15 protein-coding genes are annotated in these 26,124 nt (G+C 69.5%); 7 read left to right on the forward strand and 8 right to left on the reverse strand.

Annotated features, from left to right (window positions below; translation table 11 throughout):
• The first annotated feature begins 16 nt into the window (after positions 1 to 16).
• Together AB5S17_RS12200 and AB5S17_RS12205 are read left to right on the forward strand one after the other, a co-directional pair.
• Positions 17 to 1,549 carry a tripartite tricarboxylate transporter permease gene (locus AB5S17_RS12200; RefSeq protein ID WP_369239656.1) on the forward strand — a complete coding sequence of 511 codons (1,533 nt, stop codon included), beginning with the start codon at positions 17 to 19 and terminating at the stop codon, positions 1,547 to 1,549.
• 44 nt (positions 1,550 to 1,593) lie between these two features.
• Positions 1,594 to 3,180: a gamma-glutamyltransferase family protein gene (locus tag AB5S17_RS12205; RefSeq protein WP_369239658.1), complete on the forward strand. Its 1,587-nt coding sequence runs from the start codon at positions 1,594 to 1,596 to the stop codon at positions 3,178 to 3,180.
• Between the two features lie 54 nt (positions 3,181 to 3,234).
• On the opposite strand, the gene smpB is transcribed toward AB5S17_RS12205, so the two are convergent.
• The gene (smpB, locus tag AB5S17_RS12210; protein WP_369239660.1) at positions 3,235 to 3,705 is read right to left on the reverse strand and encodes an SsrA-binding protein SmpB; all 471 of its coding nucleotides are present in this window, start codon (positions 3,703 to 3,705) and stop codon (positions 3,235 to 3,237) included.
• Positions 3,706 to 3,793: 88 nt separating this feature from the next.
• Positions 3,794 to 4,675, reverse strand: coding sequence for a 4-hydroxy-tetrahydrodipicolinate synthase (gene dapA, locus AB5S17_RS12215; RefSeq protein ID WP_369239662.1), 882 nt, complete (start codon positions 4,673 to 4,675; stop codon positions 3,794 to 3,796).
• Between the two features lie 288 nt (positions 4,676 to 4,963).
• On the opposite strand from dapA, the gene AB5S17_RS12220 reads away from it, so the two are divergent.
• Positions 4,964 to 7,153, forward strand: coding sequence for a transglycosylase SLT domain-containing protein (locus tag AB5S17_RS12220; RefSeq protein WP_369239664.1), 2,190 nt, complete (start codon positions 4,964 to 4,966; stop codon positions 7,151 to 7,153).
• Between the two features lie 89 nt (positions 7,154 to 7,242).
• The gene (locus tag AB5S17_RS12225) at positions 7,243 to 8,118 is read left to right on the forward strand and encodes an alpha/beta fold hydrolase (protein ID WP_369239666.1); all 876 of its coding nucleotides are present in this window, start codon (positions 7,243 to 7,245) and stop codon (positions 8,116 to 8,118) included.
• Positions 8,119 to 8,136: 18 nt separating this feature from the next.
• Here AB5S17_RS12225 and AB5S17_RS12230 read toward each other — a convergent pair whose 3' ends face one another.
• Both AB5S17_RS12230 and AB5S17_RS12235 read right to left on the reverse strand, forming a co-directional pair.
• Positions 8,137 to 9,252 (reverse strand): hypothetical protein, encoded by a 1,116-nt coding sequence (locus tag AB5S17_RS12230; RefSeq protein ID WP_369239668.1) that lies wholly within the window; start codon positions 9,250 to 9,252, stop codon positions 8,137 to 8,139.
• A gap of 466 nt (positions 9,253 to 9,718) precedes the next feature.
• The gene (locus tag AB5S17_RS12235; RefSeq protein WP_369239670.1) at positions 9,719 to 11,062 is read right to left on the reverse strand and encodes a porin; all 1,344 of its coding nucleotides are present in this window, start codon (positions 11,060 to 11,062) and stop codon (positions 9,719 to 9,721) included.
• 362 nt (positions 11,063 to 11,424) lie between these two features.
• Between AB5S17_RS12235 and AB5S17_RS12240 the strand changes: the two genes are divergently transcribed.
• Positions 11,425 to 13,281: a KUP/HAK/KT family potassium transporter gene (locus AB5S17_RS12240; RefSeq protein ID WP_369239672.1), complete on the forward strand. Its 1,857-nt coding sequence runs from the start codon at positions 11,425 to 11,427 to the stop codon at positions 13,279 to 13,281.
• A 40-nt stretch (positions 13,282 to 13,321) separates the two neighbouring features.
• Here the strand turns inward: AB5S17_RS12240 and AB5S17_RS12245 are convergent, their stop codons facing one another.
• Together AB5S17_RS12245 and AB5S17_RS12250 are read right to left on the reverse strand one after the other, a co-directional pair.
• Entirely contained in the window at positions 13,322 to 15,967 is a 2,646-nt protein-coding gene (locus AB5S17_RS12245; RefSeq protein WP_369239674.1) for an AAA family ATPase, read from the reverse strand.
• Positions 15,968 to 15,988: 21 nt separating this feature from the next.
• Positions 15,989 to 17,122 carry an exonuclease SbcCD subunit D gene (locus tag AB5S17_RS12250; protein ID WP_369239676.1) on the reverse strand — a complete coding sequence of 378 codons (1,134 nt, stop codon included), beginning with the start codon at positions 17,120 to 17,122 and terminating at the stop codon, positions 15,989 to 15,991.
• Positions 17,123 to 17,376: 254 nt separating this feature from the next.
• Here AB5S17_RS12250 and AB5S17_RS12255 point away from each other — a divergent pair, with 254 nt between their 5' ends.
• Together AB5S17_RS12255 and ligD are read left to right on the forward strand one after the other, a co-directional pair.
• Complete coding sequence (locus AB5S17_RS12255; RefSeq protein WP_369239678.1) at positions 17,377 to 18,363, forward strand: Ku protein; 987 nt, start codon at positions 17,377 to 17,379, stop codon at positions 18,361 to 18,363.
• A 12-nt stretch (positions 18,364 to 18,375) separates the two neighbouring features.
• Entirely contained in the window at positions 18,376 to 21,156 is a 2,781-nt protein-coding gene (gene ligD / locus AB5S17_RS12260; RefSeq protein ID WP_369239680.1) for a DNA ligase D, read from the forward strand.
• 141 nt (positions 21,157 to 21,297) lie between these two features.
• Here ligD and AB5S17_RS12265 read toward each other — a convergent pair whose 3' ends face one another.
• Together AB5S17_RS12265 and AB5S17_RS12270 are read right to left on the reverse strand one after the other, a co-directional pair.
• Positions 21,298 to 22,986 (reverse strand): mechanosensitive ion channel family protein, encoded by a 1,689-nt coding sequence (locus tag AB5S17_RS12265; protein ID WP_369239682.1) that lies wholly within the window; start codon positions 22,984 to 22,986, stop codon positions 21,298 to 21,300.
• 307 nt (positions 22,987 to 23,293) lie between these two features.
• A complete protein-coding gene (locus AB5S17_RS12270; RefSeq protein WP_369239684.1) occupies positions 23,294 to 26,002 on the reverse strand; it encodes a GNAT family N-acetyltransferase in 2,709 nt (902 codons plus the stop codon).
• Between the last annotated feature and the right edge of the window lie 122 nt (positions 26,003 to 26,124).

Here is a 26,124-nt window from a genome sequence, read left to right on the forward strand (position 1 = left end):
GCATGAAGGAGTTCTGGTGGAAACGCTCGGCTTTCTCTTCCACGGCTTCGAGGAAGCGCTGATCCCGCTCAACATCGCGCTGGCGCTGATCGGCTGCTTCGTCGGCACGATCGTCGGCGCGCTGCCCGGTCTCGGGCCGGTGAACGGCGTCGCAATCCTCATTCCGCTGGCCTTCTCCCTGCAGCTGCCGGCCGGCTCCGCGCTGATCCTGCTCTCCTGCGTCTATTACGGCTGCATGTATGGCGGGCGCATCTCGTCGATCATGCTGAACATCCCCGGCGACGAGCCGGCGATGATGACCTGCCTCGACGGCTACCCGATGGCCAAGAACGGCAAGGCCCCGGAGGCGCTCGCCATCTCCGGCATCGCGTCCTTCGTCGGCGCCATCGCCTCGACGATCGGGCTGATGCTGTTCGCACCGCTGCTGGTGCGCTTCGCCATCCATTTCGGCCCGGCGGAGTATTTCGCTCTCTATCTCCTCGCCTTCGCGACGATCGGCGGCGTCACCGGCTCCAATCCGGCGAAGACCCTGCTCGGCGCGGCGATCGGCCTCGCCCTCGGCTGCGTCGGCATCGACCCGCAGAGCGGCACCGCGCGCTTCACCTTCGGCAACATCCATCTCTACGACGGCTTCCAGGCGATCATCGCCATCGTCGGCCTGTTCGCCATCTCCGAGGTGCTGATCCTGCTCGAGACGCATCTGAGCGAGCGCACCGGCGCCGTCGCCGTCGATCGCGCCTTCGCCCGCTGGAAGGACATCAAGGGCACCATTCCGGCGATGTTCCGCGGGTCGCTGGTCGGCTTCGTCTCCGGTATCCTGCCCGGCGCCGGCGCCTCGCTCGGCTCCTTCCTCGCCTATACGGTGGAGCGGCGCTTCTCCGACCAGTCGAACACCTTCGGCACCGGCGACCCGAAGGGCGTCGCCGCGCCGGAAGCCGGCAACAACGCCGCCGCCGGCGGCGCGCTGGTGCCGATGCTGGCGCTCGGCGTGCCCGGCTCCGGCACGACGGCCGTGCTTCTCGCCCTCCTCATCTCGTTGAACATCACGCCGGGTCCGCTGCTCTTCCAGGACCAGCCGCAGATCGTCTGGGGCCTGATCGCGTCGCTGTTCATGGCGAACGTCTTCCTGCTGCTTCTGAACCTGCCGCTGGTCGGCGTCTTCACGCGGATGCTGTCGATCCCGCTCTGGGCGCTGATGCCCTTCGTGGTGATGATCTCCTTCGTCGGCGTCTATTCGCTCAGCCACTCGACCTTCGACCTCGTGGTCATGGTCGGCTTCGGCCTCCTCGGCTTCGTCCTCAGGAAGCTCGACATCGCCGTGGTGCCGGTGGTGCTCGGCCTCCTCCTCGGCGGCGAGATGGAGGCGAACATGCGCCGCGCGCTGGCGATCTCCGCGGGCGACCCTTGGGTGTTCGTGTCGAGCGGCATCTCGATCGCGCTCTATGCGGCGACGATCCTGTTCCTCGGCCTCGCGGTCTTCTTCGCCTTCCGCAAGCGCCGCCAGGCTGCCGCGACCATCGAGGACCCCGAACGCGCGATGGCCGACTGAGGCGGAGGCGGATCCGCCTCGATCCGCGATAGGAGAAGAGCCCGATGCTGCACAGCGCCAAGGGGCTGAACGGCTGCGTCAGCGCCCCCCACCTCTCGGCCGCGCTCGCCGGGCGCGACATCCTCGCCCGAGGCGGCACGGCGATCGAGGCCATGGTTGCGGCCGCCGCGACGATCGCGGTCGTCTACCCGCATATGAACGGGATCGGCGGCGACGGCTTCTGGATCGTCCAGAGGCCCGGAGAAAAGCCGGTCGGCATCTCCGCCTGCGGCCGCGCCGCGGGCCTCGCGACGCCCGAATGGTACGCCGAGCGGGGGCACGTCGAGGCGATGCCGACGCGGGGGCCGCATGCGGCGCTGACCGTGCCCGGGACGATCGCGGGCTGGGCCAAGGCGCTGGCGATGGTCGACGCCAGCCGGCGCCTGCCCCTCGCGGAGATCCTCGCCGCGGCCATCGGCTATGCGCGGGACGGCATGGTCGTCACCGGCAACCAGGCCGAGACGACCGCCGGCAAGCTCGCCGGCCTGAAGGACGTGCCGGGCTTCGCCGACATCTTCCTGCCGGGCGGCCGCCCCCCGCGCGAGGGTGACGTCCTGACCCAGCTGGCGCTGGCCCGGACGCTGGAAACGCTCGCGGCGGAAGGGCTCGACAGCTACTATCGCGGCAGCCTCGCCGCGACCCACGGCGCCTTTCTGGAAGCCGCGGGCTCGCCGCTGCGCCTCTCCGACCTGCAGCGCTTCGACGCCGAGATCGTCGAACCCTTGTCGGTGGAACTCTCCGCCGGAACGGTGTTCAACATGCCGCCGCCGACGCAGGGCGTCTCGTCGCTGATGATCCTGGCGCTGTTCGACCGGCTGAAGGTCGGGAGCGCCGAGGGCTTCGACCACCTGCACGGGCTGATCGAGGCGACCAAGCAGGCCTTCATCCTGCGGAATGCCGGGCTCGGCGATCCGGATTTCATGGACACACCGGCGGCCGGATGGCTGGTCGCCGAGGCGCTGGATTCGCTCCACGCGAAGATCGACCGCCGGACCGCCCTGCCCTGGCCGCACGAGGCCAAGCCCGGCGATACGATCTGGATGGGCGCGGCCGACAAGGACGGCACCACCGTCTCCTTCATCCAGAGCGTCTTCTGGGAATTCGGCTCGGGCCTCACCTGCCCGAAGACGGGCGTGACCTTCCAGAACCGCGGGGCCGGCTTCTCACTGACACCGGGGCCGAACCAGCTCGGCCCCTTCCGCCGGCCGTTCCACACGCTGAACCCGGCACTCGCGCATCTGAAGGACGGCCGCGTGATGGCCTATGGCACGATGGGCGGCGAGGGCCAGCCGCAGACGCAGGCGGCCGTGTTCTCGCGCTATGCGATGTACGGCCAGGGCCTGCAGCAGGCGGTCACGGCGCCGCGCTGGCTGCTCGGGCGCACCTGGGGCGACGTGACGACGACGCTGAAGCTCGAGGACCGCTTCCCGCCGGAGCTCGTCGCGGAGCTGAAGGCCGGCGGCCACGACGTCGAGATCATCGCGCCGTTCTCGGACGCCGCCGGACATGCCGGCGCCGTCGTCCGCCACCCGTCCGGCGTCATCGAAGGCGCCAGCGATCCGCGCGCCGACGGCGGGGCGATGGCGTTCTGAGGCGAGCGGCGCCCGCCCCCGTCGCGCACCGCGGCGGCAAAGCCCAAGCGGGCGTCAGCCCTGCTTCAGGAGCCGCTGCTTCTGGCGGTTCCAGTCGCGCTCCTTGATCGTCTGGCGCTTGTCCGGCGCGTTCTTGCCCTTGGCCAGCGCCAGGAGCAGCTTCGCCATGCCCTTGTCGTTGAAATAGATGCGCAAGGGGACGAGCGTCATGCCGTCCTTCTGCACCGCGCCGGCGAGCTTGGAGAGCTGCGAGCGGTGCACCAGGATCTTCCGCCGCCGCTTCGGATTGTGGTTGAAGCGGTTTGCCTGGAGATATTCCGGCAGGTTGGAGTTGATCAGCCAGAGTTCGCCGCCCTCTTCGGTGGCGTAGGACTCGGCGATCGAGGCCTTGCCGCCGCGCAGCGACTTCACTTCCGTTCCCGTCAGGACGAGCCCGGCCTCCAGCGTGTCGACGATCTCATAGTTGAACCGGGCCTTGCGGTTCTCCGCCGCGACGTTGGAGTCCGCAGACTTCTTCTTGGCCATCCATTCCCCGCATGCGCGAAGCCGCGCATGCCCTTCCCTCATCTTGGTGCGTATCGAGCCTCTTCAGATGCGCATTGCGGCCCGAAATTCAATCGAGGAGGCCGGCATGGCGGAGCGCGGCGTCGATCGTCTCTTCCGTCGAAGGGTCCACCGGGACCAGTGGGCAGCGGACGGAATTGCGCACGCGGCCGAGCTTCGACAGGGCGTACTTCACCCCGGTCGGGTTCGGCTCGATGAACAGCGCCTTGTGCAGCGGCATCAGCCGGTCCTGGATCGACAGCGCCTTGGCGTAGTCGCCGGCCGCGCAGGCGGCCTGCATGTCGGCGCACAGGCGCGGCGCGACATTGGCCGTCACCGAGATGCAGCCGTGGCCGCCATGGGCGTTGAAGCCGAGCGCCGTCGCGTCCTCGCCGGACAGCTGGACGAAATCCGTCCCACAGGTGGCGCGCTGCTCGGAGACGCGGTCGACCTTGGCGGTGGCGTCCTTGACGCCGACGATATTGGAGAAGTCGGCGGCCAGGCGGCCCATCGTCTCCGGCGTCATGTCGATCACCGAGCGGCCGGGAATGTTGTAGATCAGGATCGGCAGCGAGACTGCCTTGGCCAGCGCGGCATAATGGGCGTAGAGGCCCTTCTGGTTCGGCTTGTTGTAGTAGGGCGTGACGACGAGCAGGCCGTTCGCGCCGGCCTTTTCGGCAAAGCGCGCAAGATCGATCGCCTCTTCGGTGTTGTTCGAGCCGGCGCCGGCAATCACCGGCACCCGGCCCGCCGTCGCCTCGACGCAGATCTCGACGACGCGCTTGTGCTCGTCATGCGTCAGCGTCGGGCTCTCGCCGGTCGTGCCGACGGGCACCAGGCCGCTCGAGCCCTCGCCCATCTGCCATTCAACGAACGCGGCGAAAGCCCTCTCGTCGAGCGAGCCGTCTTCGGCGAAGGGCGTAATCAGCGCCGGTATCGATCCCTTGAACATCGTTCTCTTCCCACTCCCCAGCTGCCGGCAGACGCGGCCTTGTTGCCCGCGACGCAGACCCGCTGACGCACCGCGTTGCATCGCCGGGCCGATGGCCCCAATCTGGCCGCTGGAATGCGGCACCTTAGGGGAGCCGATCTGGTGAAACAAGCAGCCGAAAACCGCAATCCCGGCGGAAAATCGCATGAGGTAACCGCGCCTTAATCGCGGTCGTGGAGAATTCGAAAACCATGTGCGGCGAAAGCCGCCGGACGCCGAGAACTCCACCGCCCGCCCGAAAGGGAAGCCATGACACGACACGAGCGCACTCGCCGGATCCTGACGGCAGTCGTTGCCGCCACGATGCTGCCGGTCCCGGCGCTGGCGGACAGCGTGACGCTGCCGGCGATCGGCCCGATGCCGACCGCCCGCCCGGGCATCGCCGACGACGGCACGGCGGTCGATCCCGCGCGCTTCGGCGGTCCCGTCGCGATCCCGGCTCCGAATCCGTTCGTCACGCCCGCCGCGGACGTGCCGGTCCCGACCAGCAGCGCCGCCTTCACCGCCTCGATCGCGGCGATGCCGCGGATTCCCGCCTCGGTGACGCCGCAGAGCGGCGCGCTGAAGGACGGGCTGCAGGCGCTGTCGGACGGCGATACCAACACCGCCCGCTCGATCCGCGAAGGCCTGATGCCCGGTTCCCTCGACCGTCAGATCCTCACCTGGGCGATCGCGCTGAAGGGCGGCCCGGACGTGCCCGCCGAGGAGATCGCCGCCGCGGCGCGCGAACTTGCGGGCTGGCCGGGGCTGAAGACGCTGCGCATCAACTCCGAACGCGCGCTCTACAACGAGAACCGCTCGGCATCCGAGGTGATCAACGCCTTTCGCGGCAGCAGGCCGGAGAGCCCGGAAGGCGCGATGGCGCTCGCCCGCGCCTATATCCAGGTGGGGCAGGTCGGCGAGGCCAAGCGGCTGATTTCGGCGGTGTGGCGAAACGATACGCTGGATCGCAAGGTCGAGACGGAGCTCTTCAAGACCTTCGGGCCGCTGCTCTCGCGCGCCGACCACAAGTACCGGATGGACCGGCTGCTCTACGGCGAGCACGTGACCGACGCCGGCCGCGTGGCGAGCCTCGCCGGAGCCGAGGCGCTCTACAAGGCGCGCGCCGCCGTCATCCGCAACGAGTCGAGCGCCGGCCGCCTGCTCAATGCGGTGCCGGCCTCCCAGCGCTCGGATCCCGGCTTCCGCCTCGCGCTCGTCGAATACGATCGCAAGCACGACAAGACCGACGAGGCGGCTTCGCTTCTCCTCGGCGCCCCCAGCGACCCCGCCACCCTGATCGATCCGGACGCATGGTGGAACGAGCGTCGGATCGTCGCCCGCGACCTGCTCGACCGGAACGAACCGAAGCTCGCCTACCGCGTCGCGTCCGAACACGGCGTCGAGAGCGGCAGCGAGGCGGTCGAGGCCGAGTTCCACGCCGGCTGGATCGCCCTGCGCTTCCTCAACGATCCGCGCAGGGCGCTGTCGCACTTCTCCCAGATCGTGCGGATGTCCAACATGCCGCTGTCGCTGTCGCGCGGCTATTACTGGCTCGGCCGCGCCGCGGAAGCCGCCGGCTCGCGCGAGGCCGCCACCTATTATGCCCGCGCCGCCCATTATGGCGCGACCTTCTACGGCCAGCTCGCCGCCGCCCGCCTCGGCCGCAGCCCGGGCGAGATCGACTTCCCGCATCCGAGCGAGGCGGAGCGTCGGCGCTTCGCCAGCCGGCCGGCAGTGCGCGCGATCCACCGGCTGGAGGAGATCGGCTCGGACTGGCGCGCCGACATCCTCTACAAGGACCTCGCCGAGGAACTCGACAGCCCCGGCGAACTCGCCCTGCTCTCCGTCATGGCCGAGGATCGCGGCGACCATCACCTGGCGCTGCAGGTCGGCAAGATCGCGTACTGGCGCGGCATCGACGCGCCGGCGCTGGCCTTCCCGATCGGCGTCATCCCGGACGACGCCCGCATCTCGGCGGCCGGCAAGGCGCTCGCCTATGCGATCGCCCGGCAGGAGAGCGCGTTCAACCCGAGCGCCCGGTCCGCCGCCGGAGCCCTCGGCCTGTTGCAGCTGATGCCCGGCACGGCGAAGAACATGGCCCGCAAGATCGGCGTGTCCTATTCGCCGAGCCGCCTGACCTCCGATCCCGGCTACAACGCCATGCTCGGCGCGCAGTATCTCGGCGAGCAGATCGACAATTTCAACGGCTCCTACATCCTGACCTTCGCCGCCTACAATGCGGGTCCGCGCCGGGCCAAGGAATGGATCGACCGCTTCGGCGACCCGCGCGGCAAGTCGCTCGACGAGGTGATCGACTGGGTCGAGCGCATCCCCTTCACCGAGACGCGCAACTATGTGCAGCGGGTGCTGGAGAACTACGAGGTCTACAAGATCCGCCTCGGCGCCGGCTTCGACATCACGCGGGACCTGCGCTTCGGCCGCGCCAACGCCTCCTGAGGCAGAGCGCAGGTCGAAGCCGGCGGGCCGATCGCCTGTGGGTAACTCCCCGCCTTGCGCCGCCGGCACCGGCATAGCAGTCTTCCCGCATGGACCCCGGCGCCTTCGAAGACATCCGCTACACCCATGACGGGCTGCAGCTGGCGGCTCGCATCTACGGACGGCTGGACGATGCGCGCCTGCCGCTCGTCTGCCTGTCGGGCCTGACGCGCAACGCCCGCGACTTCCATTCGCTCGCCGTGATCCTGCGCGGTTCGCCGCAGCGGCGGCCGGTAATCGCCTTCGACTATCGTGGTCGCGGACGCTCGGACCACGCCGCTCGCGCCGAGGACTACACGGTTCCCGCCGAGGCCGCCGACATCGCCGCAGGGCTCGACCATCTCGGGGTGACGCGCGCGATCTTCCTTGGCACCTCGCGCGGGGCGCTGGTCATCCAGATCCTCGCCGCGAGCCGGCCGGACCTCCTTGCCGGTGCCATCTTCAACGATGCCGGGCCGCGGATCGAGGCGGAAGGCCTGCGGCAGATCCGCGACACGGTCGGGCGGGTCGAATCCTTCCCCGACTGGAATGCCGCCGTCGATGCGGTGGTCGCCGCGAACCGCCCGGCCTTTCCCGCTTTGTCGCGGGACGATTTCGAACGATTCGCGCGGGCTGCCTTCATCGAGCGCGGCGGGCGGATCGTCGGCGACTACGATCCGCAGCTGCTGGAACCCTTGGCGACGATGGACCTCGGAGCCGACCTGCCGGAGCTTTGGGACCTGTTCGCGATAATGCGCGCGGTCCCGATGCTCGTCATCCGCGGCGAGACTTCCATGCTGTTCGCCGAGGCGACGGTCGACCGGATGGCAAAAATGCACCCGGACCTGCAGCGGGTGACGGTGGCCGGCCAGGGCCACGCGCCGATGCTGGAAACAGGCGACCTGCCGGCGAGCATCGCCGGCTTTGTCGAGCGGATCGACGGGTAGCAGGCGCGCCCGCGGCGATCAGGTTCCGGACGAGCCTGCTAGCGTCTTCGCCTGCTCCACCCAGCGCTCCGAGGCGACGCGGCCCGCCAGCCCCAGGCGCTCCTCCAGCCATGCGATCTCCTCGTCGCTCAGCGCAGCAATCTGGTCGAGATGGAAGATGCCGATGTCGAACAGCAGCCGCTCGACCGCCGGCCCGATGCCGGAGATCCGCGTCAGGTCGTCCGGATCACCGCCGCGCGGCGCATCGAGCCGCCGGGGTTCGGCGGCGGGAGCGCCTGCGGCCGGTCTCCCGGCCGCGTGCCCTGCCGGCGCGCCGTGCACCGGGCCGCTGACGCCGTTCACCCGGAATGCGGCGAGCTCTCCGGCGTCCGGCTCCTCCGGTTCCTCGAAGGCTCGGCCGATGGCGTGAGCCCCGCCGGATGGCTTGACGTCGCCCGGGCCGGACCGACCCGGCTCCGCGCCGTCGGCCTCGAAGCGTTCCGCCCGGTATTTTTCGACCAGCGGGTCCTGCGGCATCGCCTTGCGGGCCTCCGGCGCCGGAGTCCGCCCGTGCGGATCGGGAGCGCCGAAGGGATGCTTCGCCTGCGACCGCGCCGGCTGCGGCGTCTCGTCTTCGGGCGTCTCGCCGGGCAGCGTCGGCATCATGTCCGGCACCGGGACATCGCTCTTGCCGCGGATCACTTCGGCGGAGATGAAGCTCCCCCCGAAATGCGAGAACTGCGGCGCCTTCAGCGGCGGGCACCGCTCGGCCCCTGCCCTCGCCGGATGCCAGCTCGAGCGCTCGCGCGCGCGGCGCCGGCGCTCGGCCTCGCGGTCGGCCTCGTCCTGCGAGAGCTGCCGGTAGTCGAGCGTGCGGAAGTCGCGGTCGAAGCGGGCCTTGTGCTTTTCCGCCAGCGGATCGTCGGCTCCGCCCGCTCCCGCCGGAACCGGCGCGCTGCGGCTGGCCTCGGCCACTCGGCTCGTCTCGCGCCATGCCTCCATCGGATGGTCGGGCCCATGCTCGGCCATGGCGGCCTCCGCGGCCGTCTCCGCTGGAATCCCGGCCTTGGAATCCGCCTGCGGTTCGGCTGGGTGCTTGTGATCGTCCGACATCGCCTGCTCCTCGCGCTGTTCCCGGGAGTGACGCTCGCTCACCGGCTTTGTTCCCGGAAAAGTCGGCTCGGCGGCCGGATCCGCCCGCGGCGGGCCGCCCGATGCGGCGGATCCCGAACCGCACGGCCGGGACGATGCCGATGCACGACCGCCGACGCTCCGCCGAGCCCGCCCGGCGCCCGGTGCCGCCTCGCCTCCTCTGGGCGGGCGCTCGGCCAGAAGGGCCCTCGCGCCGAGAACACCGCCGGCGAGAAGAAGCAACCGCCCCAGGAACATCCACATCGCCGCGTCTCCGCTCGGCAAAGCCTTCAGAGACCTTAGCAGCAGGCGGGCAACGGGCAACAGACGGGCGAGCGGCGGCGGGCCTGCGGCCGGTGCGGAGCGAAAGCGGCAAGAGGCACGTCGGTCCGGCCCTCGCCGGCGAGCGGCAGGCCCGCTGCGGCAAGTCCGGACGCAAAAAGGCCCGGCGCGAACGCCGGGCCTCTCAATGTATCAGACGATTGTCCGATTAGAACGAGCGGACGAACCGGAGGAAGCCGGAGGTCTGGTCGAGCTTGCCGTTGAGGTTATTGGCGGTCGTGCCGTTCAGATCGAGGTTCGTGTAGCGAACTTCGCCGAGAACCGAGAAGTTCTTCACGATCTCGTAGCCGACGTTGCCGACGAGCTTGTAGTAGCTGCTGTCGTCCGCAATCCGGGCAATGGTGCCGCCAGCGATGGCCGGCGTGGTGTAGCCGTAGGTCGCGAACGTCTTGCCGTAGGCACCGGACACGGCGACACCGAGCTTGCCGAACTGCTGGGCGTAGCCAGCGCCGACCTGCCACTTCACCGGCACCGAGCCCAGGACGCCGTAGCCGAACGTGCCCGTCGTGGTACCGTTGACCGTGGTGAAGGTCGACGCGGTGGTGTCGAAGAGGCCGATCGTCGAGTAGCTCGAGGGATCGAAGGCGTAGTTACCCTCGATCTTCAGCTCGGAACCGCTGGCGATCAGGTCCTTGAAGTCGATGCCGGCCTTCAGAGCCCAGGCGCCGTTGTTCCTGTCGGCCGGGTTGAGGCCGAAGTTGTAGGTGTAAGAGGAGACGATGCCGCCAGCCCCAATGGTGGGCGTGTAGGTCGCGTAGGTCAGGTTGCCGTCGTTCACCTGCTCGTCGTACGAACCCGCGATGTAGGCATAGCCCCAGCCGCCGGCATAGCCGATCCGGCCGACGACGTTCGGCTTCCAGTCGCCCGAGCCGCTGTCTTCCACGGACAGAGCCGCGGCGAAGCCGGCATTGGTGTAGGTGTACGAAATGCGGTTGACGTTCTGGTCACCGAGCGCGAGGTCGGTGTCGGTCAGCAGGCCGTCGGCCCACTGCTTGTTGTCCTCGGTCCACAGCGAGTTGGTGTAGCCCATGGTCAGGCCACCGAGCTGGATGTAGCCCTGGTCCATCCCGTAGTTGGCGCCGTTGGTGCTGTTGTAGCCGCTGCCGAACTTGTTGGTGGCCTGGACGCGGGCGAAGGCGCGCAGGGTGCCGAGTTCGGTCTCTTCACGGGCGTCGAAGTTCAGACGAACGCGCGTCTGCGAGTACGCATTGTAGTTGCGGACGTCGGTGCCGTCGAGGTGCGTGTTGAAGTGATGGCCGGCGTCGTCGGAGAGATCGCCGGTCGCGTTCAGCTGCAGACGGACGTAGCCGTTGATCGACAGGCACGTCTGGGTGCCCGGGATGTAGTAGAAGCCGCTGCCGTAAACGTCGCAAACCTTGACGTAGTTCGCCGGCTCAGGCTGAGCCACCGGCACGATGACGTCCGCAGCGCGGGCGCCGGAGACTGCGACGAGGGCCGCAGCGGAGCCGAGAAGAAGGCTCTTGATGTTCATGTCCTGACCTCCAGTCAATTTATAGGTTAGGGTTGGGCCTTTTATGAAGGACAGCCTTCCCTGCCCCATCCCCTCTGCGAAAGTCGAAGCGATTTGTCCCCGCGATCTTTCTGAGGCGACATTATCCAGCGGCGCATTTGATGCAATCACCTAAGTGCCACATTCGGGGTCTGAGGACGCTTTGGCCACACCCGTGTTGCACCGATGCCACTTTTCCGGTCACCCACCGGCGCAGATCGCTGCAAGGCCGGGGGAAAGGCGGCCCTGTCCTTCCCGAAGTCGGGGCGAGGAGCAGATAGGGGCTGGCCGCTTGCGCCATGCGACCGGCCGCGAACCTTGCCTGCAACTGGATTCCTCCCGGATTGAAGCTCGACTTCCGCCTCACCCCCGTTCTCGCGGCGCTCGGCGTCGTCTTCGGCGACATCGGAACGAGCCCGCTCTACGCCTTCCAGGCCGGACTCACCGCCGCCGTTCCCGCCGGTCTGCATCCGGGCTTTGCCGCCCTCGGCGTCCTGTCGCTGATCACCTGGTCGCTGATTCTGGTGGTCTCGGTGAAATACGTCATCTTCATCCTGCGGGCCGACAACGAGGGCGAAGGTGGCATCCTGGCGCTGGTGACGCTGCTGAGGACCGAGCGCTGGGAATCGCGGGTCACCCGCATCCTTCTGTGGCTCGGGCTGATCGGCACCGCGATGCTGTTCGGCGACGGCGTGCTGACGCCGGCGATCTCGGTGCTGTCGGCGATCGAGGGGCTGCACGTCGCCGCCCCGGCAATCTCCAACTACGTCGTGCCGATCACCATCGCGGTCCTGTTCGCGGTGTTCTGGATGCAGCGGCGCGGCGTCGGGCCGATCGCGCGTTTCTATGGCCCGGTGATGGTGGCCTGGTTCGCCGCGATCGGCATTCTCGGCCTCATGGAGGTCCTGCGCACGCCGGCGGTCCTGGCGGCCGTGGACCCGATCCACGGCATCCGGCTGTTTGCCGCGGTGCCGGGCGAATCCTTCGCCATCCTCGGCGCGGTGTTCCTGGCGGTGACCGGCGGCGAGGCGCTCTACGCGGATCTCGGTCAGTTCGGCCGCCGCACGATCCGCAACGCCTGGTTCCTCGTCGCCCTGCCGGGGCTCTTGCTCAACTATTACGGCCAGGGCGCGCTGATCCTGTCCGGCCATCCGCTCAACCGGCCGTTCTTCGATCTCGTGCCGAACGGCCTTGGCGTGCCGATGGTGATCCTGGCGACGGCGGCGACGATCATCGCCAGCCAGGCGATCCTGACCGGCGCCTTCAGCCTTGCGCAGCAGGCGATCGAGCTCGGCTTCCTGCCGCCGATGAAGACCCGGTACACCTCGGAGGAGAACGAATCCGACGTCTATATCGGGCGGGTGAACTGGCTCATCGCCATCCTCGCCATCGGCATCGTCATCACCTTCCGGACCTCCGACGCGCTGGCGGCGGCCTACGGCATCGCGGTGGCGATCACCATGGTGACGACGACGATCCTCTTCGGCGCCGTGCTGATCCTCAACCGCTGGACGCCGGTCTGGCTGGCCGTCGCCTTCCTCGTCGTCTTCCTTGCGGTCGACCTGCCCTTCGCGACCGCCAACTTCTCCAAGCTTCTCGAGGGCGGATTCCTGCCGCTGGCGATCGGCGGCGGCATCCTCCTGATCATGGCGGCCTGGCGGCGCGGCATCGCCATGCTGCGGGCGGAGCGGCTGAACGACCAGACGGGACTGGGGGCGATCGCGTCGCGGGAGTTCCCAGGGCACACCATCGGCCAGACCGCGGTCTTCCTGACCCGTTCGCGCGATCTCGCGCCGGAGGCGCTGGTGCGCATGCGCAAGCTCGCCCGGCTCGCCTTCCGCCCGACCGTCGTCTGCTCGGTGCGCTCGACCGGGCAGCCGCGCGTGCCGGAGGCCGAGCGCTACCGCTTCACCCGGCTCGGCCATGACATCGTGAAGATCGAACTGTTCTTCGGCTATATGCAGCGCGTGAACCTGCCGTCGGTCCTCGTCCCGATCCTGCGGTCGAAGGGCATCGACTGCGACGACGTGATCTATTTCGTCGGTGCGGACCGGGTGATCGTCGACGAAGGGGCGATCGGCCCCGGCAACATCCTCAACCGCATCTTCTCGTTCCTCGTCGACACGGCGGAGCGGCCGACCGATCGCTACGGCCTGCCGGAGACCCGCACCGTGTCCTTCGGCGCCGGCCGCCGGCTCTGAGGCTTTCCATCGGCGTCGGAGGGAGAAGCGCTCCGGACTGTCAGAGCCGGAAGATCGGCGCCCCGAGATCGCGGAAATCGCGCTCGCGGCAGGTGAGCACGATCACCTGCAGGTCGCCGGCCGCGCGCTCCAGCACCCGGTGCATCCGCTCCAGCCGCTTCTCGTCGGTGTTGACCAGCGCGTCGTCGAGAATGACCGCCGCCGGATGGCCGCCGGTCTTCAGGACATGTGCCAGCGCCAGCCGGGTGACCACCGCCACCTGTTCGCGCGCGCCGGCCGAGAGACGCTTGAAGTCCTCGGCGACCCCCGAGCGATGCAGCGCCTTGATCTCCAGCGTCTCCTCGTCGAGCTCGACCTCGGTCTCCGGATGGATCAGCTTCAGATAGGGCGCGACGCGGCTCTTGATGGGGCCGAGCCAGTGCTCGCGCGCCTCGCGCTGCGCCCGCGCCAGTTCGCCATAGAGCAGGCGCGAGGCGTCGGCTTCGAGCTGCAGCCGGGCCCGGCGCGCCTGAAGCACCGCGATCTCGTCGTCGAGCCCGGTGATCGCCTCGCCGAGGCCGGTCCCGCCGGCGTGCCGGAGTTCGGCCTCCAGCGACAGGATCTCGTCCCGCAGGGCGCCCACCGTCTTGCGGATGCGGTCGAGTCCCGTCCGGCGAGCCGCCAGCGCCTCGGCCGCAGCCTTGGGATCGGCGGCATCGCGCTCGCGCGCGCGCAATGCCAGAAGCTCGGCCTTCGCTGCGCGGTCGGCTTCGGCGACCGCCACCGCCTCGGCGAGAGCGGCGCGCGGCTGCGCGTCCTCCGCCGCCCTGGCCTCGGCCCGCAGCCGCTCGGCCTCGGCGGCACGATGGGCGACCTCCGCCTCGGCGGTCGCGCGGCGGAGCGCCGCGTCGGAGGACGCCCGGCGCGCCTCCTCCAGCGCCGCCTCGGCCACCTGCAGCGCCCGGCGGGTCGATTCGAGCCGCTCGCGCATCGCGTCCGTCCCGGCCTCGCCGGCCGCCGCGGGATCGAGGTCCGACAGCCGCGCAGCGAGCCGCTCAACGCTTGCCGCCGCCGCTTCGCGCAAGCGGCCGGCGTCCGCCGGTCCCTCGGGCAGCAGCGCATCGCGCCGCGCCGTCAGCGCCTTGATCTCGGCTTCGAGGTCGCGCGCCTTCGCCCGTTCGGCGCGCGCGGACTCGACGCCGGCCACCCGCACCCGCTCCAGCAGGGCGGCGAGGACGCCTTCCGCCGCTCGGTGTTCCTCGGCGAGCGCCGCGGCGTCGCCGCCCGGCTCGATCGTCACCGTGCCGAAGCCGCCGAGCGCATAGGTCGTGCGCTGCGTCACCCGTTGCGCCTCGCCGGCGGGAACGGCCGCACCGGCGGCATCATGCACCGACCCCGACGCATCGGCCGGCGCGAAGGTCACCGCCGGAGCGGCGACCGTCACGCGCACCGCGCAGTCGCGGCGCCGCGCCTCGGCCGCCTCGATCGCCTTCAGCGCCTTGTCGTCGATGGTGACGGCGGACAGCGCCTGCTGGCGCCCCCGCAGATCCGCCGCGAGCGCCTCCGCCCGGCCGACCCGCTCGTCCAGCGCGGCGAGCGCCTGGCGCTCGCGCTCGAGTTCGCGCTGTGCCCGGACAGCCTCCTCGACGCGTTCGGCGAGCCGCGCCGCGTCCCGTGCGCGCTCGCGGTCCTCGGTCCGGCTCACGACATCGGCCGCGGCCTGGCGCGCCTCGGCATCGACGGCGGCAAAGCCGGCACGGACGGCCGCCGCGCGGGTCTCCGCTTCCGCGGCAGCCGCGATCAGCGCGTCGCGGCGCTTCAGCCGGTCCAGCGCCTGGTCGCGCACCATCTCGGCATGTTTCCGTGCCGCGTCCGCCGCCTGCCACTCGCGTTCGCGCTCGCCCGCCCGGCGCGCCGCCTCCTCGGCTTCCTGAAGCGCGGCCTCCGCCTTGCGGACGGTCTCGTCGCGCTCATAGCCCGTCAGCGTGTGGCGCCGATCGGCGAGGCGCTTCAGCTTGTCTTCCAGCTCGCGCAGCGTCGCCTGCTTCTCCACCCGTTCCGCTTCTGCTGCGGTCAGCCGCTCCTCGACCGCCTTCAGCGGCGAGCCGGTCTTGGCGCGCAGCGTGTCGGTGAAGAAGCGGTCCTGCAGCGCCTTGGCGGCAGCGGTCAGGGTGCGGCCGCGCTCGCCGCCGAGGATCTGGCCGACCTCGCCCTCCAGCGACGCCGTCAGCGCGTCCTTGCCGGCGCCGAGGTCGAGGCCGGCATTCGACCGGCCCTGCTCGACCCACAACAGGCCGAAGGCACCCTGGTGCTCCGACAGCTTCGGCTCGCCGCGGCCCGGCGGCGTGAAGCGCATCAGCTCCGCGAGCTTCTCCTCGACCGCATCGCCGGACATCTGCCCGCCGGACCAGCGCAGTTCGGCCGAGGGCCTCTGCAGGAAGGCCTTGGACAGCGAATAGAGGGTCTCGCCGAGTTCGAAGTCCAGCGACACGAAGGGGCGTCCGGAACCGTGATAGGGCGCGAACGCCTTCACCGCCTCGCCGCTGGCGCGGTGCTTCTGGAAGAAGGCGGCGCGCAGCGCCGTGAGCAGCGTCGACTTGCCGACCTCGTTGTCGCCGACGATGATGTTGAGGCCGGGTTCGAGGCCGCCGATCTCGGCTTTCACGAGCCCGGCGAAGTCGGTGACGGTCAGCGTCTTCAGATACATGGGCGCGCCCGTCGCATGAGTTCAGCGGCCCTCGCCGGAAAGCCGGCGATGCTCTGCATAGGCCATGCGCAGCGCCATCGCCGCCGCCTGGCGCTCCGGATCGGCGGGATCCGCGGCTTTCGCCCGCAGACGATCGACGGCGATGCGCACGAAGCCGGAGAGGTCGATCGCGTCGAGATCCTCGGCGTCCGGCTCGTCCACGAGATCGGCGTCGATCACGGCGAGATCGAACAGCCGCGCCCGCCAGTCATCGAGGAGTTCGTCGAGCGCCAGCCGCTCGCGCAGCGACAGCGCGCCGGCGAGCGTGACCTTCAACAGCGTGTCCCCCGGGCGCGGAAGGTCGGCCAGGACGTCCTCCAGCGCCGCGATGCTGCCGTCCAGGCGAACCGCGACCGGCCGCCAGTCGAAGCGCCCGGTCTTCACCCGCTCGATGCGCGGTGCCGTCCCCGCCGCCGCGATCTCGACGATCGCGACATGGCCGGGCGCGTTGGCAGGATACCGGTCGGGCTCGGGCGTCCCGGAATAGACGGTCCTGTCCGCGATCTCGACGAAACCGTGCCAGTCGCCGAGCGCCAGATAGTCGAGCTGCGCCCGCGCCGCCCGGTCGTCGGCGATGGGATTGCCGGATTCGGCCGCCTCCGGCAGGCGGTTGGCGACGGATCCATGGGCGAGGCCGACGCGCGCGGCACCCGGCGCCGTCTCGGCCGCATCGAACCAGGCCGTCAGGTCGGCGCCCTCGTGGCGACGGGTCAGCGGCGCCGGCAGGATCGCGAAGCGCCCGTCGCAGAGCGAGATCGGCTCCGGCCGGTCGGCGACGACGACATTGGCGATGCCCAGCCGCTCGGCGAGGCGCGGCAGCCGTGTCCACACGCTGACGGGCAGCGCGGCGTCGTGATTGCCGGGCAGCATCACCCAAGGACCGGAGAACGCCCGCATCGCCTCCAGCGTCCGGTTGATCTCCTTGTCGGTGACGGTGTTGTCGTCGAAGGCGTCGCCGGCGACGAGCACAGCGTCGCAATCCCGCTCCGCCGCCAGCGCCGCGATGCGTCCGACGGCCGCCAGCCGCTCCTCGCGCAGCCTTACCTGCTGCTCGACCTCGAAGCCGCCGAACGGCTTGCCGATCTGCCAGTCGGCCGTGTGCAGAAACCGGATCACGCTCGCCTGACCGCCGCTCGTCCTCGTTCCGAATCGCCATGCCCTCGGGCCCGACCTTGCTAACCCATTGAGCGCGCTCCGCAAGAGCGGCTCTCGCGATCCTCGAGTCATTTCAACGGCTTTCGCCCGCCCAAGATTCTGAAATGACTCGCCTTTCCCGAGGGAACGACTCCCCCGAGGGGCCGTTTGTGACCGAGTTGCGGCAGTCTTCCGGGTGCGGCTCGGCCTCGCCCGCATGTGTCAGGAGTTGAGGAATGGCGCCACGCCCGGTGTGGAAGGGACAGATTCGCCTGTCGCTCGTCTCGATCCCGGTCGAGATGTACACGGCGACGAGTTCCTCCGAGACGATCAGCTTCCGCCAGATCCACCGACCGACCGGCAAGCGCATCCACTACGACAAGGTCGTGGAAGGCATCGGTCCGGTCGACAAGGAGGACATCGTCAAGGGCTACGAGATCGGCAAGGACGAATACGTCATCCTCTCCGAGGAGGAGATCGAGGACGTCAAGCTGGAGACGAAGAAGACGCTGGAGCTCGTCCAGTTCGTCGACACCTGCTCCATTCCGCCGCTCTACTTCGACAAGCCCTATTACGTCGTGCCGCAGGACGAACTCGCCGAGGACGCCTTCCGGGTGGTGCGCGACGCGCTGCGCCAGTCGCAGAAGACCGGGCTCGGCCAGCTGTCGCTGCGCGGCAAGGAATATCTCGTCGCCGTCCGTCCCTGCGGCTCGGGCCTGCTGCTCGAGACGCTGCACTACGAGAACGAGGTGCGGAAGTCGGATTCGCTGTTCGGCGAGATTTCGGAGGAAGAAGCCGACGAGGATCTCCTCGCGGTGGCGAACCAGCTGATCGAGAAGAAGAGCTCGGAATTCAACGCCGCCAACTACAAGAACCACTACACCGCCGCTCTGAAGGCGCTGATCGCCGAGAAGCGCAAGAACGGCGGCCAGGCGATCGCCCACACCGAGGACGAGGACGAAACGCCGCGGCAGACGAAGAGTAACGTCGTCGACCTGATGGCGACGCTGAAGAAGAGCCTCGAACAGGGTGGCGGCGGGGAGAAGGAGGAGCCGAAGAAGGCTTCGTCGAGCAGCCGGCGGACGAAGGCGTCGTCTTCGGGATCCGCCGCCCGCACGGCGAAGTCCTCGGGCTCCTCCGGCAAGACGTCGTCGTCATCGGCCAAGTCCGGCGCCAAGACAGCGGCGAAATCCTCCGCGTCCGGCCGGCGCAAGAGCGCCTGACGGAGCGGAGCGATGGCGACGAAGACGGCGGAGCGGCCGAAGGCGAAGACCGCGGGAAAGGGCAAGGCCGGCAGCCAGGGCAAGGCGCTGCTCGACACCTACCGGCAGAAGCGCGACTTCACCCGCACCCGCGAGCCCTCCGGCGACGATGCGGGAGACGGCGCCGCCGACGGCCTGTTCTTCTGCGTCCAGAAGCACGACGCGACGCGCCTCCACTACGACTTCCGCATCGAATGGGACGGCGTCCTGAAGAGCTGGGCCGTGACCAAGGGCCCGAGCCTCGACCCGACGGACAAGCGCCTCGCGGTGCGCACCGAAGACCACCCGATGCAGTACGGCACCTTCGAGGGGACGATCCCGAAGGGCGAATATGGCGGCGGCACGGTGATGCTCTGGGACCGCGGCACCTGGGAGCCGCGCGAAGATCCGGAGAAAGGCTTCGCCAAGGGCTCGATCAAGATGGACCTGCACGGCGAGCGCATGCACGGCCACTGGGCGCTGGTCCGCATGAAGCCGCGCGGCAAGGAGACGCGCGAGAACTGGCTGCTGATCAAGGAGAAGGACGAAGAGGCGCATTACGGCGAGGGCGAGGAGATCCTCAAGGCCGACACCAGCGTCAAGACCGGCCGCAGCATGGATGCGATCGCGGACGAGTCCGAAGCCGTCTGGGACAGCTCCCGGCCGGCCCGCGACCAGCCGCAAGCGGGGGTCGAGGACGCGCCGGCGGCCGGCAAGGCCAAGACCGGAGCCAAGGCGCCAGCCAGCCCGAAGACGTCGAGCGGGCGATCGAAGTCGGCGCCCTCCGGGAAAAGCGGCGCCTCGAAGCGGAAGGCCGCGGGCGCGAAGAAGCCCCTGCCCCTGCCCGACTTCGTCCAGCCACAGCTAGCGACACTCGTGGACACGGCGCCGGAGGGCGGCGAGTGGCTGCACGAGATGAAGTATGACGGCTACCGCGTCCTCATCGCCGTCGGCGGCGGGACGGTCCGCTGCTACACCCGCAACGGCCTCGACTGGACGGAGAAATTCGCCCCGATCGCCGAGGCGGCGAAGGCCCTGCCCTGCCGCTCGGCGCTCATCGACGGCGAGATCGTCGCCTTCGATGCGAGCGGCAAGACGGACTTTTCCACGCTGCAGCAGCACCTCAGCGAGGGCGGCCCGCTCACCTGCTTCTGCTTCGACTGTCTTTCCCTCGATGGCGAGGACTTGCGCGACAAGCCGCTGACCGAGCGCAAGGCGGCGCTGGAGGGAATGCTCGCCACGGCCAAATCCGAGACGCTCCTGTTCAGCGAACACGTCGCGGGCAAGGGGCCGTCGGTCTTCAAGCAGATCTGCGCCGCCGGGCACGAGGGCATTGTCGCCAAGCGCGCCGACGCGCCCTATCGCTCCGGCCGGGCGAAGAGCTGGCTGAAGGTGAAGTGCACCAAGCGCCAGGAATTCGTCATCGGCGGCTGGAAGCCCTCCGACAAGCGTGGCCGGCCGTTCTCCTCGATCCTCCTCGGTGTCAACGAGGGCGACGACTTTGTCTATCGCGGCCGGGTCGGCTCCGGCTTCGACGAGACGCGGATGGACGAGCTCGCCAAGGCCTTCAAGGACCTTGCCCGCAAGACCTCGCCCTTCGCGGCGATTCCGGCCGACGTGAAGCGGCAGGCGAAGTTCGTCGAGCCGACGCTCGTCGCCGAGATCGAATTCACCGAGATCACCGCCGACGGCCACATCCGCCATGGCGTCTTCAAGGGGCTGCGCGCGGACAAGGGGGCGGACGAGGTGACCGACGAGACGCCGGAAAAGACCGCAACCCAGACCAAGGCCGCCGCCAAGGAGGCGTCGGCCCCGGCCAATCCCGCCAAGGCGAAGTCCCGCGAGCCGAAGGCGGGCCCGTCCAGCGCCGGCGCCAAGAGCAGCGGGCCCGTCGCGGTCGCCGGCATCCGGCTGACCCATCCGGACCGCGTCGTCTTCGAAAGCCAGGGCATCACCAAGGAAGAGCTGGCCCGCTACTACGAAGCGGCGGCACCGCGCATGCTGCCGCATCTGTCGAACCGGCCCGTCTCGCTGGTGCGCTGCCCCTCGGGCGGACAGAAGCACTGCTTCTTCCAGAAGCACGATTCCGGCGGCTTCCCGGATGCGGTGAAGACCGTGCCGGTCATCGAGAAGGACGGGTCGACCGAGCAGTATCTGACCATGCCGGACGCCTCCGCCGTGGTCGGCGCGGTGCAGATGGGCACGCTCGAATTCCATATCTGGGGCGCGCGCAACGACAGGCTGGACAAGCCCGACCGCCTGGTCTTCGACCTCGACCCGGACGAGGGCCTCGACTTTTCCGCGGTGAAGCGCGCGGCGTTCGAGCTGCGCGACGCGCTCGCCGAGATCGGCCTCACCACCTTTCCGATGGTCACCGGCGGCAAGGGCGTCCACATCGTCGCCCCGCTGGAGCGGCGGCAGGGCTGGGACGAGGTGAAGAACTTCGCCCGCGCCTTCGCCCACCTCCTCGAATCCCACGAGCCGGAGCGCTTCATCGCGACGATGTCGAAGGCCAAGCGCAAGGGCAAGATCTTCGTCGACTGGCTGCGCAACGACCGCGGCTCGACGGCGATCTGCCCCTATTCCACCCGCTCGCGAAAGGGAGCGCCGGTGGCGACGCCGGTGAGCTGGGAGGAACTGCAGGATCTGCCCGGCGCGAACCTGTTCGACATCCATGCGGTTCTGGAGCGGCTGGACCAGCCGGACCCCTGGGCGGACTACGACGGCGTGCGCCAGTCGATCACCAAGACGATGCTGAAGACGGTGGGGGCGTAGAAATCGCCGCGCTCTGCCGCATCCGCTTCAGACTCGGTTCAATCGTCAGGGTCTGAAAGCCCCCGTCCGACGAACCGCGTGACGTCTCCGCGCCGCCGCCGGGCCTCGTGATGCTGAAGCGCGGCACCCGACCCGAACCGCTCAATCCCCCGCGAACGCCTCGACCTTCACCTCGCGCTCGCGCGGCAGGTAGACGGCCCGGTCCGGGACATCCGCGCCTTCGGATTCCAGCCGTGCGGCGACCTTGAGCATCTCCTCGCGCAGTCGGCAGTGCATCCCCCACGCCGAGACAGGGTCCTCGCCGGTCACGGTGAAGCGCAGGACCATGCCGTTCCAGTCGTGGTCGATCACCTGCGCCTTGGCCTGGTCCTTCTGGATCACGTCGTCGCTCTCCTCGACGAATTTCCCGAAGGCCTCGCGCAGCTTGTCGACATCCGCCCGGTGGTCGAGACGCAGGACCACCGGCTTGATCAGGCTCGCATCCTGCTTGGTCCAGTTCTCCAGCGTGTTGGACACGAGCTGGGAGACCGGCACCATCAGGCGGCGGTTGTCCCAGCTCTTCAGCTGGACATAGGTGAAGTTGATCTTCTCGACGTAGCACCAGTCGCCCGCGTAGAGGACCGCGTCGCCGATGCGGGCGGTCTTGGCGAGCGCGATCTGCAGGCTGGACATGATGTTGGCGAGCACGCTGCGGGCGGCGAAGGCGAAGATCAGGCCGAGGACGCCGGCCGAGGCGAGCAGCGAGAAGCCGAGCGTCTGGAAGGCGTTCACCTGGATCAGCACCAGTGCCGCGCCGACCAGGAAGGCGACGACGATGGCGGCCCGGCGCGCCGCCGAGATGTTGGTGTAGAGGTCGCGCTGTTCCGCCGCCTCGGCGTCGCCCAGCTCGCGGATATTGTGCTGCACGACCCGCTCCAGCACCGCATCGACGATCCGCACCGCGATCAGTGCCAGCGCGATGACGATGAGGACTGTCTGCAACGGACCGAGGAAGGCGTTGACGGCGCCGGAGAAGGTGAAGAGCCAGGACCGCACGAGCGAGAAGGTGCCGACGCACACGAACAGCGCGACGGGCAGTTGCACCGCGTCGAGGATGCCGGCCGCCAGCCGGTAGCGCCGGTGCTGCTTCAGGCGGCCGAGCCAGACATAGACCAGCGCCGCCGCGCCGAGACCGATCAGGAACACAAGCGGCAGCGCGATCACCTCCCACCAGGCGAGCGTCCAGAAGGCGGTCTTGCGCATCCAGGCCGGCAGCGAGCGCTCGAATGCGGTGGGGCCGTAGTAGGCGTACATCTCGTTGATGTTGCCGACCGTCTGGCGCGAGAACAGCCAGACGGGGTCGCCGTCCTTCGGCTTCACCCGCGCGATGCGGATCGACACCGGGCGCCCCGGCAGATCGATGATCGCCAGGCGGATGTTGCGGCGCGGCTCGCCGGCCAGGGGGTTCTTCGACGAGGCGTTGGCCTCGAGCGCATCCGGCCGGTCCGGCAGGTCGCCCCAGTCGAGCCACATGGCATGCCGGACGATCTGGTTCAGCCGGCGCGCGAGGACGGGACCCAGCGCCGCCTGCTTCTGCGGGTCCATGTTCGACAGGTCCAGCATGTGCGCCGCCGTCTTCCAGGCATCCGCCTTGGCGGCGAAGAGGAAGCTCTCCATCATCGCCTGCGGCGTCTCGCGGTTGACGGTGTCCGGCACGGGTCCGAGGCCGGCGTTGATCGTGTCCTCGCTGTAATAATGGCTGCTGCCGGTATCCGACGTCTGCGCCAGTGCGGGCGCGGCGAGAAGCGGCAGGAGGATGATGGCGGCAAGGATGCGGAAGCTGCGCGGCACGTCGGCCCTCTCGTAGCGTTCGTCATGGGTCGGCTCGGCCGGCCCGAGAGAGATCGGGTCGTGACTGCGTAAATGGGCGGATGCTCGGCACAAACAGCCGCAGGACGCCCGGCGCTCGTCGCGAAAGCGCATCGGCAACGGAAATTTCCTAATCGACGTCGCACTTTAGCGGCGGCCGGGTTTTCCTGTAGCCGTCCAGCCGATCCCCCTGCGGACGGCCTGAATCGGCTCGCGCCGCCGCTTGAGCGGGCGGCTCCGGCCGCCGTTCAGGGCCGGCGGGTGGGTCTCGCTCCGGCGCCCGGCTGCCTCAGGACGCGGCCTTCGCCGCGCGGCGCGCAGCCTGAAGGTCGACGGTGACCCGCGTCGTGTCGGAGCCGGGCTCGGAATGCGCCATGTGGAAGCCGAGGTCGCGCGCCATCTTCAGCATGGTGGCGTTCTCGCGCAGCACCTCCCCGTAGATCCGGGAAAGGCCCCGCTTTTCCCCATAGGCGAGGATGGCGTTCATCAGCGCATAGCCGAGGCCGTGGCCCTTCATGTCGGAGCGCACCAGGACGGCAAATTCCGCCGCCTCGTTTTCCGGATCGGCGACGATGCGCACCACGCCGAAGATCGGCCCCTCGCCATAGCCGGAGCCGGGCGCGACGGCGACGAAGGCCATCTCGCGGTCGTAGTCGATCTGCGAGAAGCGGGCCGCCGTCTGGTGCGGGAAGACCTTCATCGGCCCCATGAAGCGAAGCCTGAGATCATGGTCGGTGCACTGCGCCACCATGTCCGCGAGCGCCGTCTCGTCCTCCGGCCGGATCGGCCGCAGCAGGAACCGTTCGGCGTCGCGGATCGTGATCTCGCGTTCCAGCTCGCGCGGATAGGGCCGGATCGCCGGGCCGACGGCCTTGGCGTCCTTCGCCCTGAGGCTGACGCGTGCGTCGAGCGCGACCACGCCCTCGGCATCGGCGAGCAGCGGATTGATGTCGAGCTCGGCGACCTCCGGCAGAAGCACGGCCAGTTCCGCAAGCCGGATCAGCACGTCGGCGACCGCATCGAGCGGCACCGGCGGCACGTCGCGATAGCCGGCGAGCAGCCTGGAAACCTTGGTCCCGTTGATCATCTCGCGGGCGAGGACCGAGTTCAGCGGCGGCAGCCCGATCGCCCGGTCGCCGACGATTTCCGCCGCCTTGCCGCCCTGACCGAACAGCACGACCGGGCCGAAGGTCGCGTCGGTGGCAAGGCCGGCGATCAGCTCGATCGCCTCGCGGCGCACGACCATCTTCTGCACCGTGAAGCCGGTGATGACGGCATCGGGCATCGCCGCCTTCACCGCCCGGGTCATGTCGCTGACCGCCTGCCGCATTTCGCCGGCCGAGCCGATGTTCAGCTTCACGCCGCCGACGTCGGATTTGTGCGTGATGTCGGGCGAGACGATCTTCAGCGCCGCCGGCGCGCCGATCGCGGCGAAGGCTTCCACCGCTTCCTCCGGGCTCGCCACCAGCACCGTCTCCACGGTCGGGATACCGAACAGCGAGAGGACGCGCTTGGCCTCCCATTCGCTGAGCGTTCCCCGCCCCTCCCGCGCCGCGCCGGCGGTCACCGCCCGCGCCGCCTCGACCTTCGCCGGCTCGATGGCGACGCCGGCGGACGGCGTCTCCATCAGCAGTTCCTGGTTCCGGCGATAGTCGACGAGATGGGTGAAGGCCCGAACCGCCTTGTCCGGGCTGTCATAGGTCGCGATCCGTTCGGCCGCGAAGAAGCTGCGCACCGGCGCCGCGGCGGTGCCGCCGAGCCAGTTGGTGAGCACCGGGAAGCGCGGGCGCGTCTTCGCGGCCTTTGCCACGGCCCTCGCCGCGTCCATGCCGTCGGCGACCGCGGTCGGGCAGTTGATGACGAGGATCGCGTCGCTGGACTTGTCGCGCATGAGGATGTCGAGCGCGGCCGCGTAGCGCGCACCCGTCGCATCGCCGATGATGTCGACGGGGTTTGCCCGCGACCAGGTCCCCGGCAGCACCTCGCCCAGTTCCGCGCGCTCGGCGTCGGATAGCGGCGCCAGCCGGCCTCCCCGCGCCTCCAGCGCATCCACCGCCAGCACTCCGGCGCCGCCGCCATTGGTCAGGATCGTCAGCCGGTCGCCGGTGATGCGGATGCCGGTCGCAAGCGTCGCCGCCGCCTCGAACAGCTCCTCCAGCTCGCGCACCCGAAGCACGCCGGCGCGGCGGAAGGCGCCGTCGTAGACGGCGTCGGATCCGGCCAGCGCACCGGTATGCGACAGCGCTGCCTTGGCACCGGCGGCGCTGCGCCCGGCCTTGATCACCAGGACCGGCTTCGATCGGGCGGCGATCCTCGCGGCGGACATGAACTTCTTCGCGAAGGTGACGTTCTCGACATAGAGCAGGATCGAGCGCGTCGCCCGGTCGGTCGACAGATAGTCGAGCATGTCGCCGAAGTCGGCGTCGCACATGTCGCCGAGCGAGACGACATGCGAGAAGCCGATGCCGCGCTCGTGCGCCCAGTCGATGACGGCGGTTGCGATCGCGCCGGACTGGCTGAGCAGTGCGATGTCGCCGGCCCTGGGCGTCAGATGCGCGAAGCTCGCATTGATGCCGAGCGGCGGCGAGATCAGGCCGAGGCAGTTCGGCCCAACGATGCGCATCAGATGCGGCCGCGCCGCGTCCAGCATCGCCTGGCGCAGCGGCCGGTCCGCCGCCGTCTCGCCGAGACCGGCCGTGATGACCACGGCGGCCCGGCAGCCGCGGGCGCCGAGTTCGCCGACGATGCCGGGGACGCTCTGCGCCGGGGTCGCAATGACGGCGAGATCCGGCACCACCGGCAGCGCCGCGATCGATCGGAAGTTCTGCCGCCCCTCGATCGCCGTCTCGTGCGGGTTCACCGGCATCACCGGCCCCTTGAAGCCGGCCGAGAACAGGTTGCGGGCGATGACGTTGCCGACGCTGTGGGGCCGGTTGCTGGCCCCGATCAGCGCGATCGCGCGCGGCGCAAACAGCGCGTCGAAATTTCGGGTGCTCATCGGGCCGTCCCTTAGCTGTTGTCCGGGCGCAGGTTGCGACAAGCATGGGGTTTTTCGGGCGCCTGTCGAGCCGGAGAAGAGACCGGCCCATGCTGCACTGCATTGACCGTGATCAACCGGAA

It is taken from the genome of Jiella sp. M17.18 (assembly GCF_041027365.1).
Taxonomy (GTDB): domain Bacteria; phylum Pseudomonadota; class Alphaproteobacteria; order Rhizobiales; family Rhizobiaceae; genus VKMB-3413.

Excerpts from the sequence above, each read along its gene's own strand:
- AB5S17_RS12235 (WP_369239670.1), bottom strand. The coding sequence starts at position 11,062 with ATGAACATCAAGAGCCTTCTTCTCGGCTCCGCTGCGGCCCTCGTCGCA.
- AB5S17_RS12205 (WP_369239658.1), top strand. The coding sequence starts at position 1,594 with ATGCTGCACAGCGCCAAGGGGCTGAACGGCTGCGTCAGCGCCCCCCAC.
- AB5S17_RS12220 (WP_369239664.1), top strand. The coding sequence starts at position 4,964 with ATGACACGACACGAGCGCACTCGCCGGATCCTGACGGCAGTCGTTGCC.
- smpB (WP_369239660.1), bottom strand. The coding sequence starts at position 3,705 with ATGGCCAAGAAGAAGTCTGCGGACTCCAACGTCGCGGCGGAGAACCGC.
- AB5S17_RS12255 (WP_369239678.1), top strand. The coding sequence starts at position 17,377 with ATGGCGCCACGCCCGGTGTGGAAGGGACAGATTCGCCTGTCGCTCGTC.
- AB5S17_RS12245 (WP_369239674.1), bottom strand. The coding sequence starts at position 15,967 with ATGTATCTGAAGACGCTGACCGTCACCGACTTCGCCGGGCTCGTGAAA.
- AB5S17_RS12225 (WP_369239666.1), top strand. The coding sequence starts at position 7,243 with ATGGACCCCGGCGCCTTCGAAGACATCCGCTACACCCATGACGGGCTG.
- ligD (WP_369239680.1), top strand. The coding sequence starts at position 18,376 with ATGGCGACGAAGACGGCGGAGCGGCCGAAGGCGAAGACCGCGGGAAAG.
- AB5S17_RS12270 (WP_369239684.1), bottom strand. The coding sequence starts at position 26,002 with ATGAGCACCCGAAATTTCGACGCGCTGTTTGCGCCGCGCGCGATCGCG.
- dapA (WP_369239662.1), bottom strand. The coding sequence starts at position 4,675 with ATGTTCAAGGGATCGATACCGGCGCTGATTACGCCCTTCGCCGAAGAC.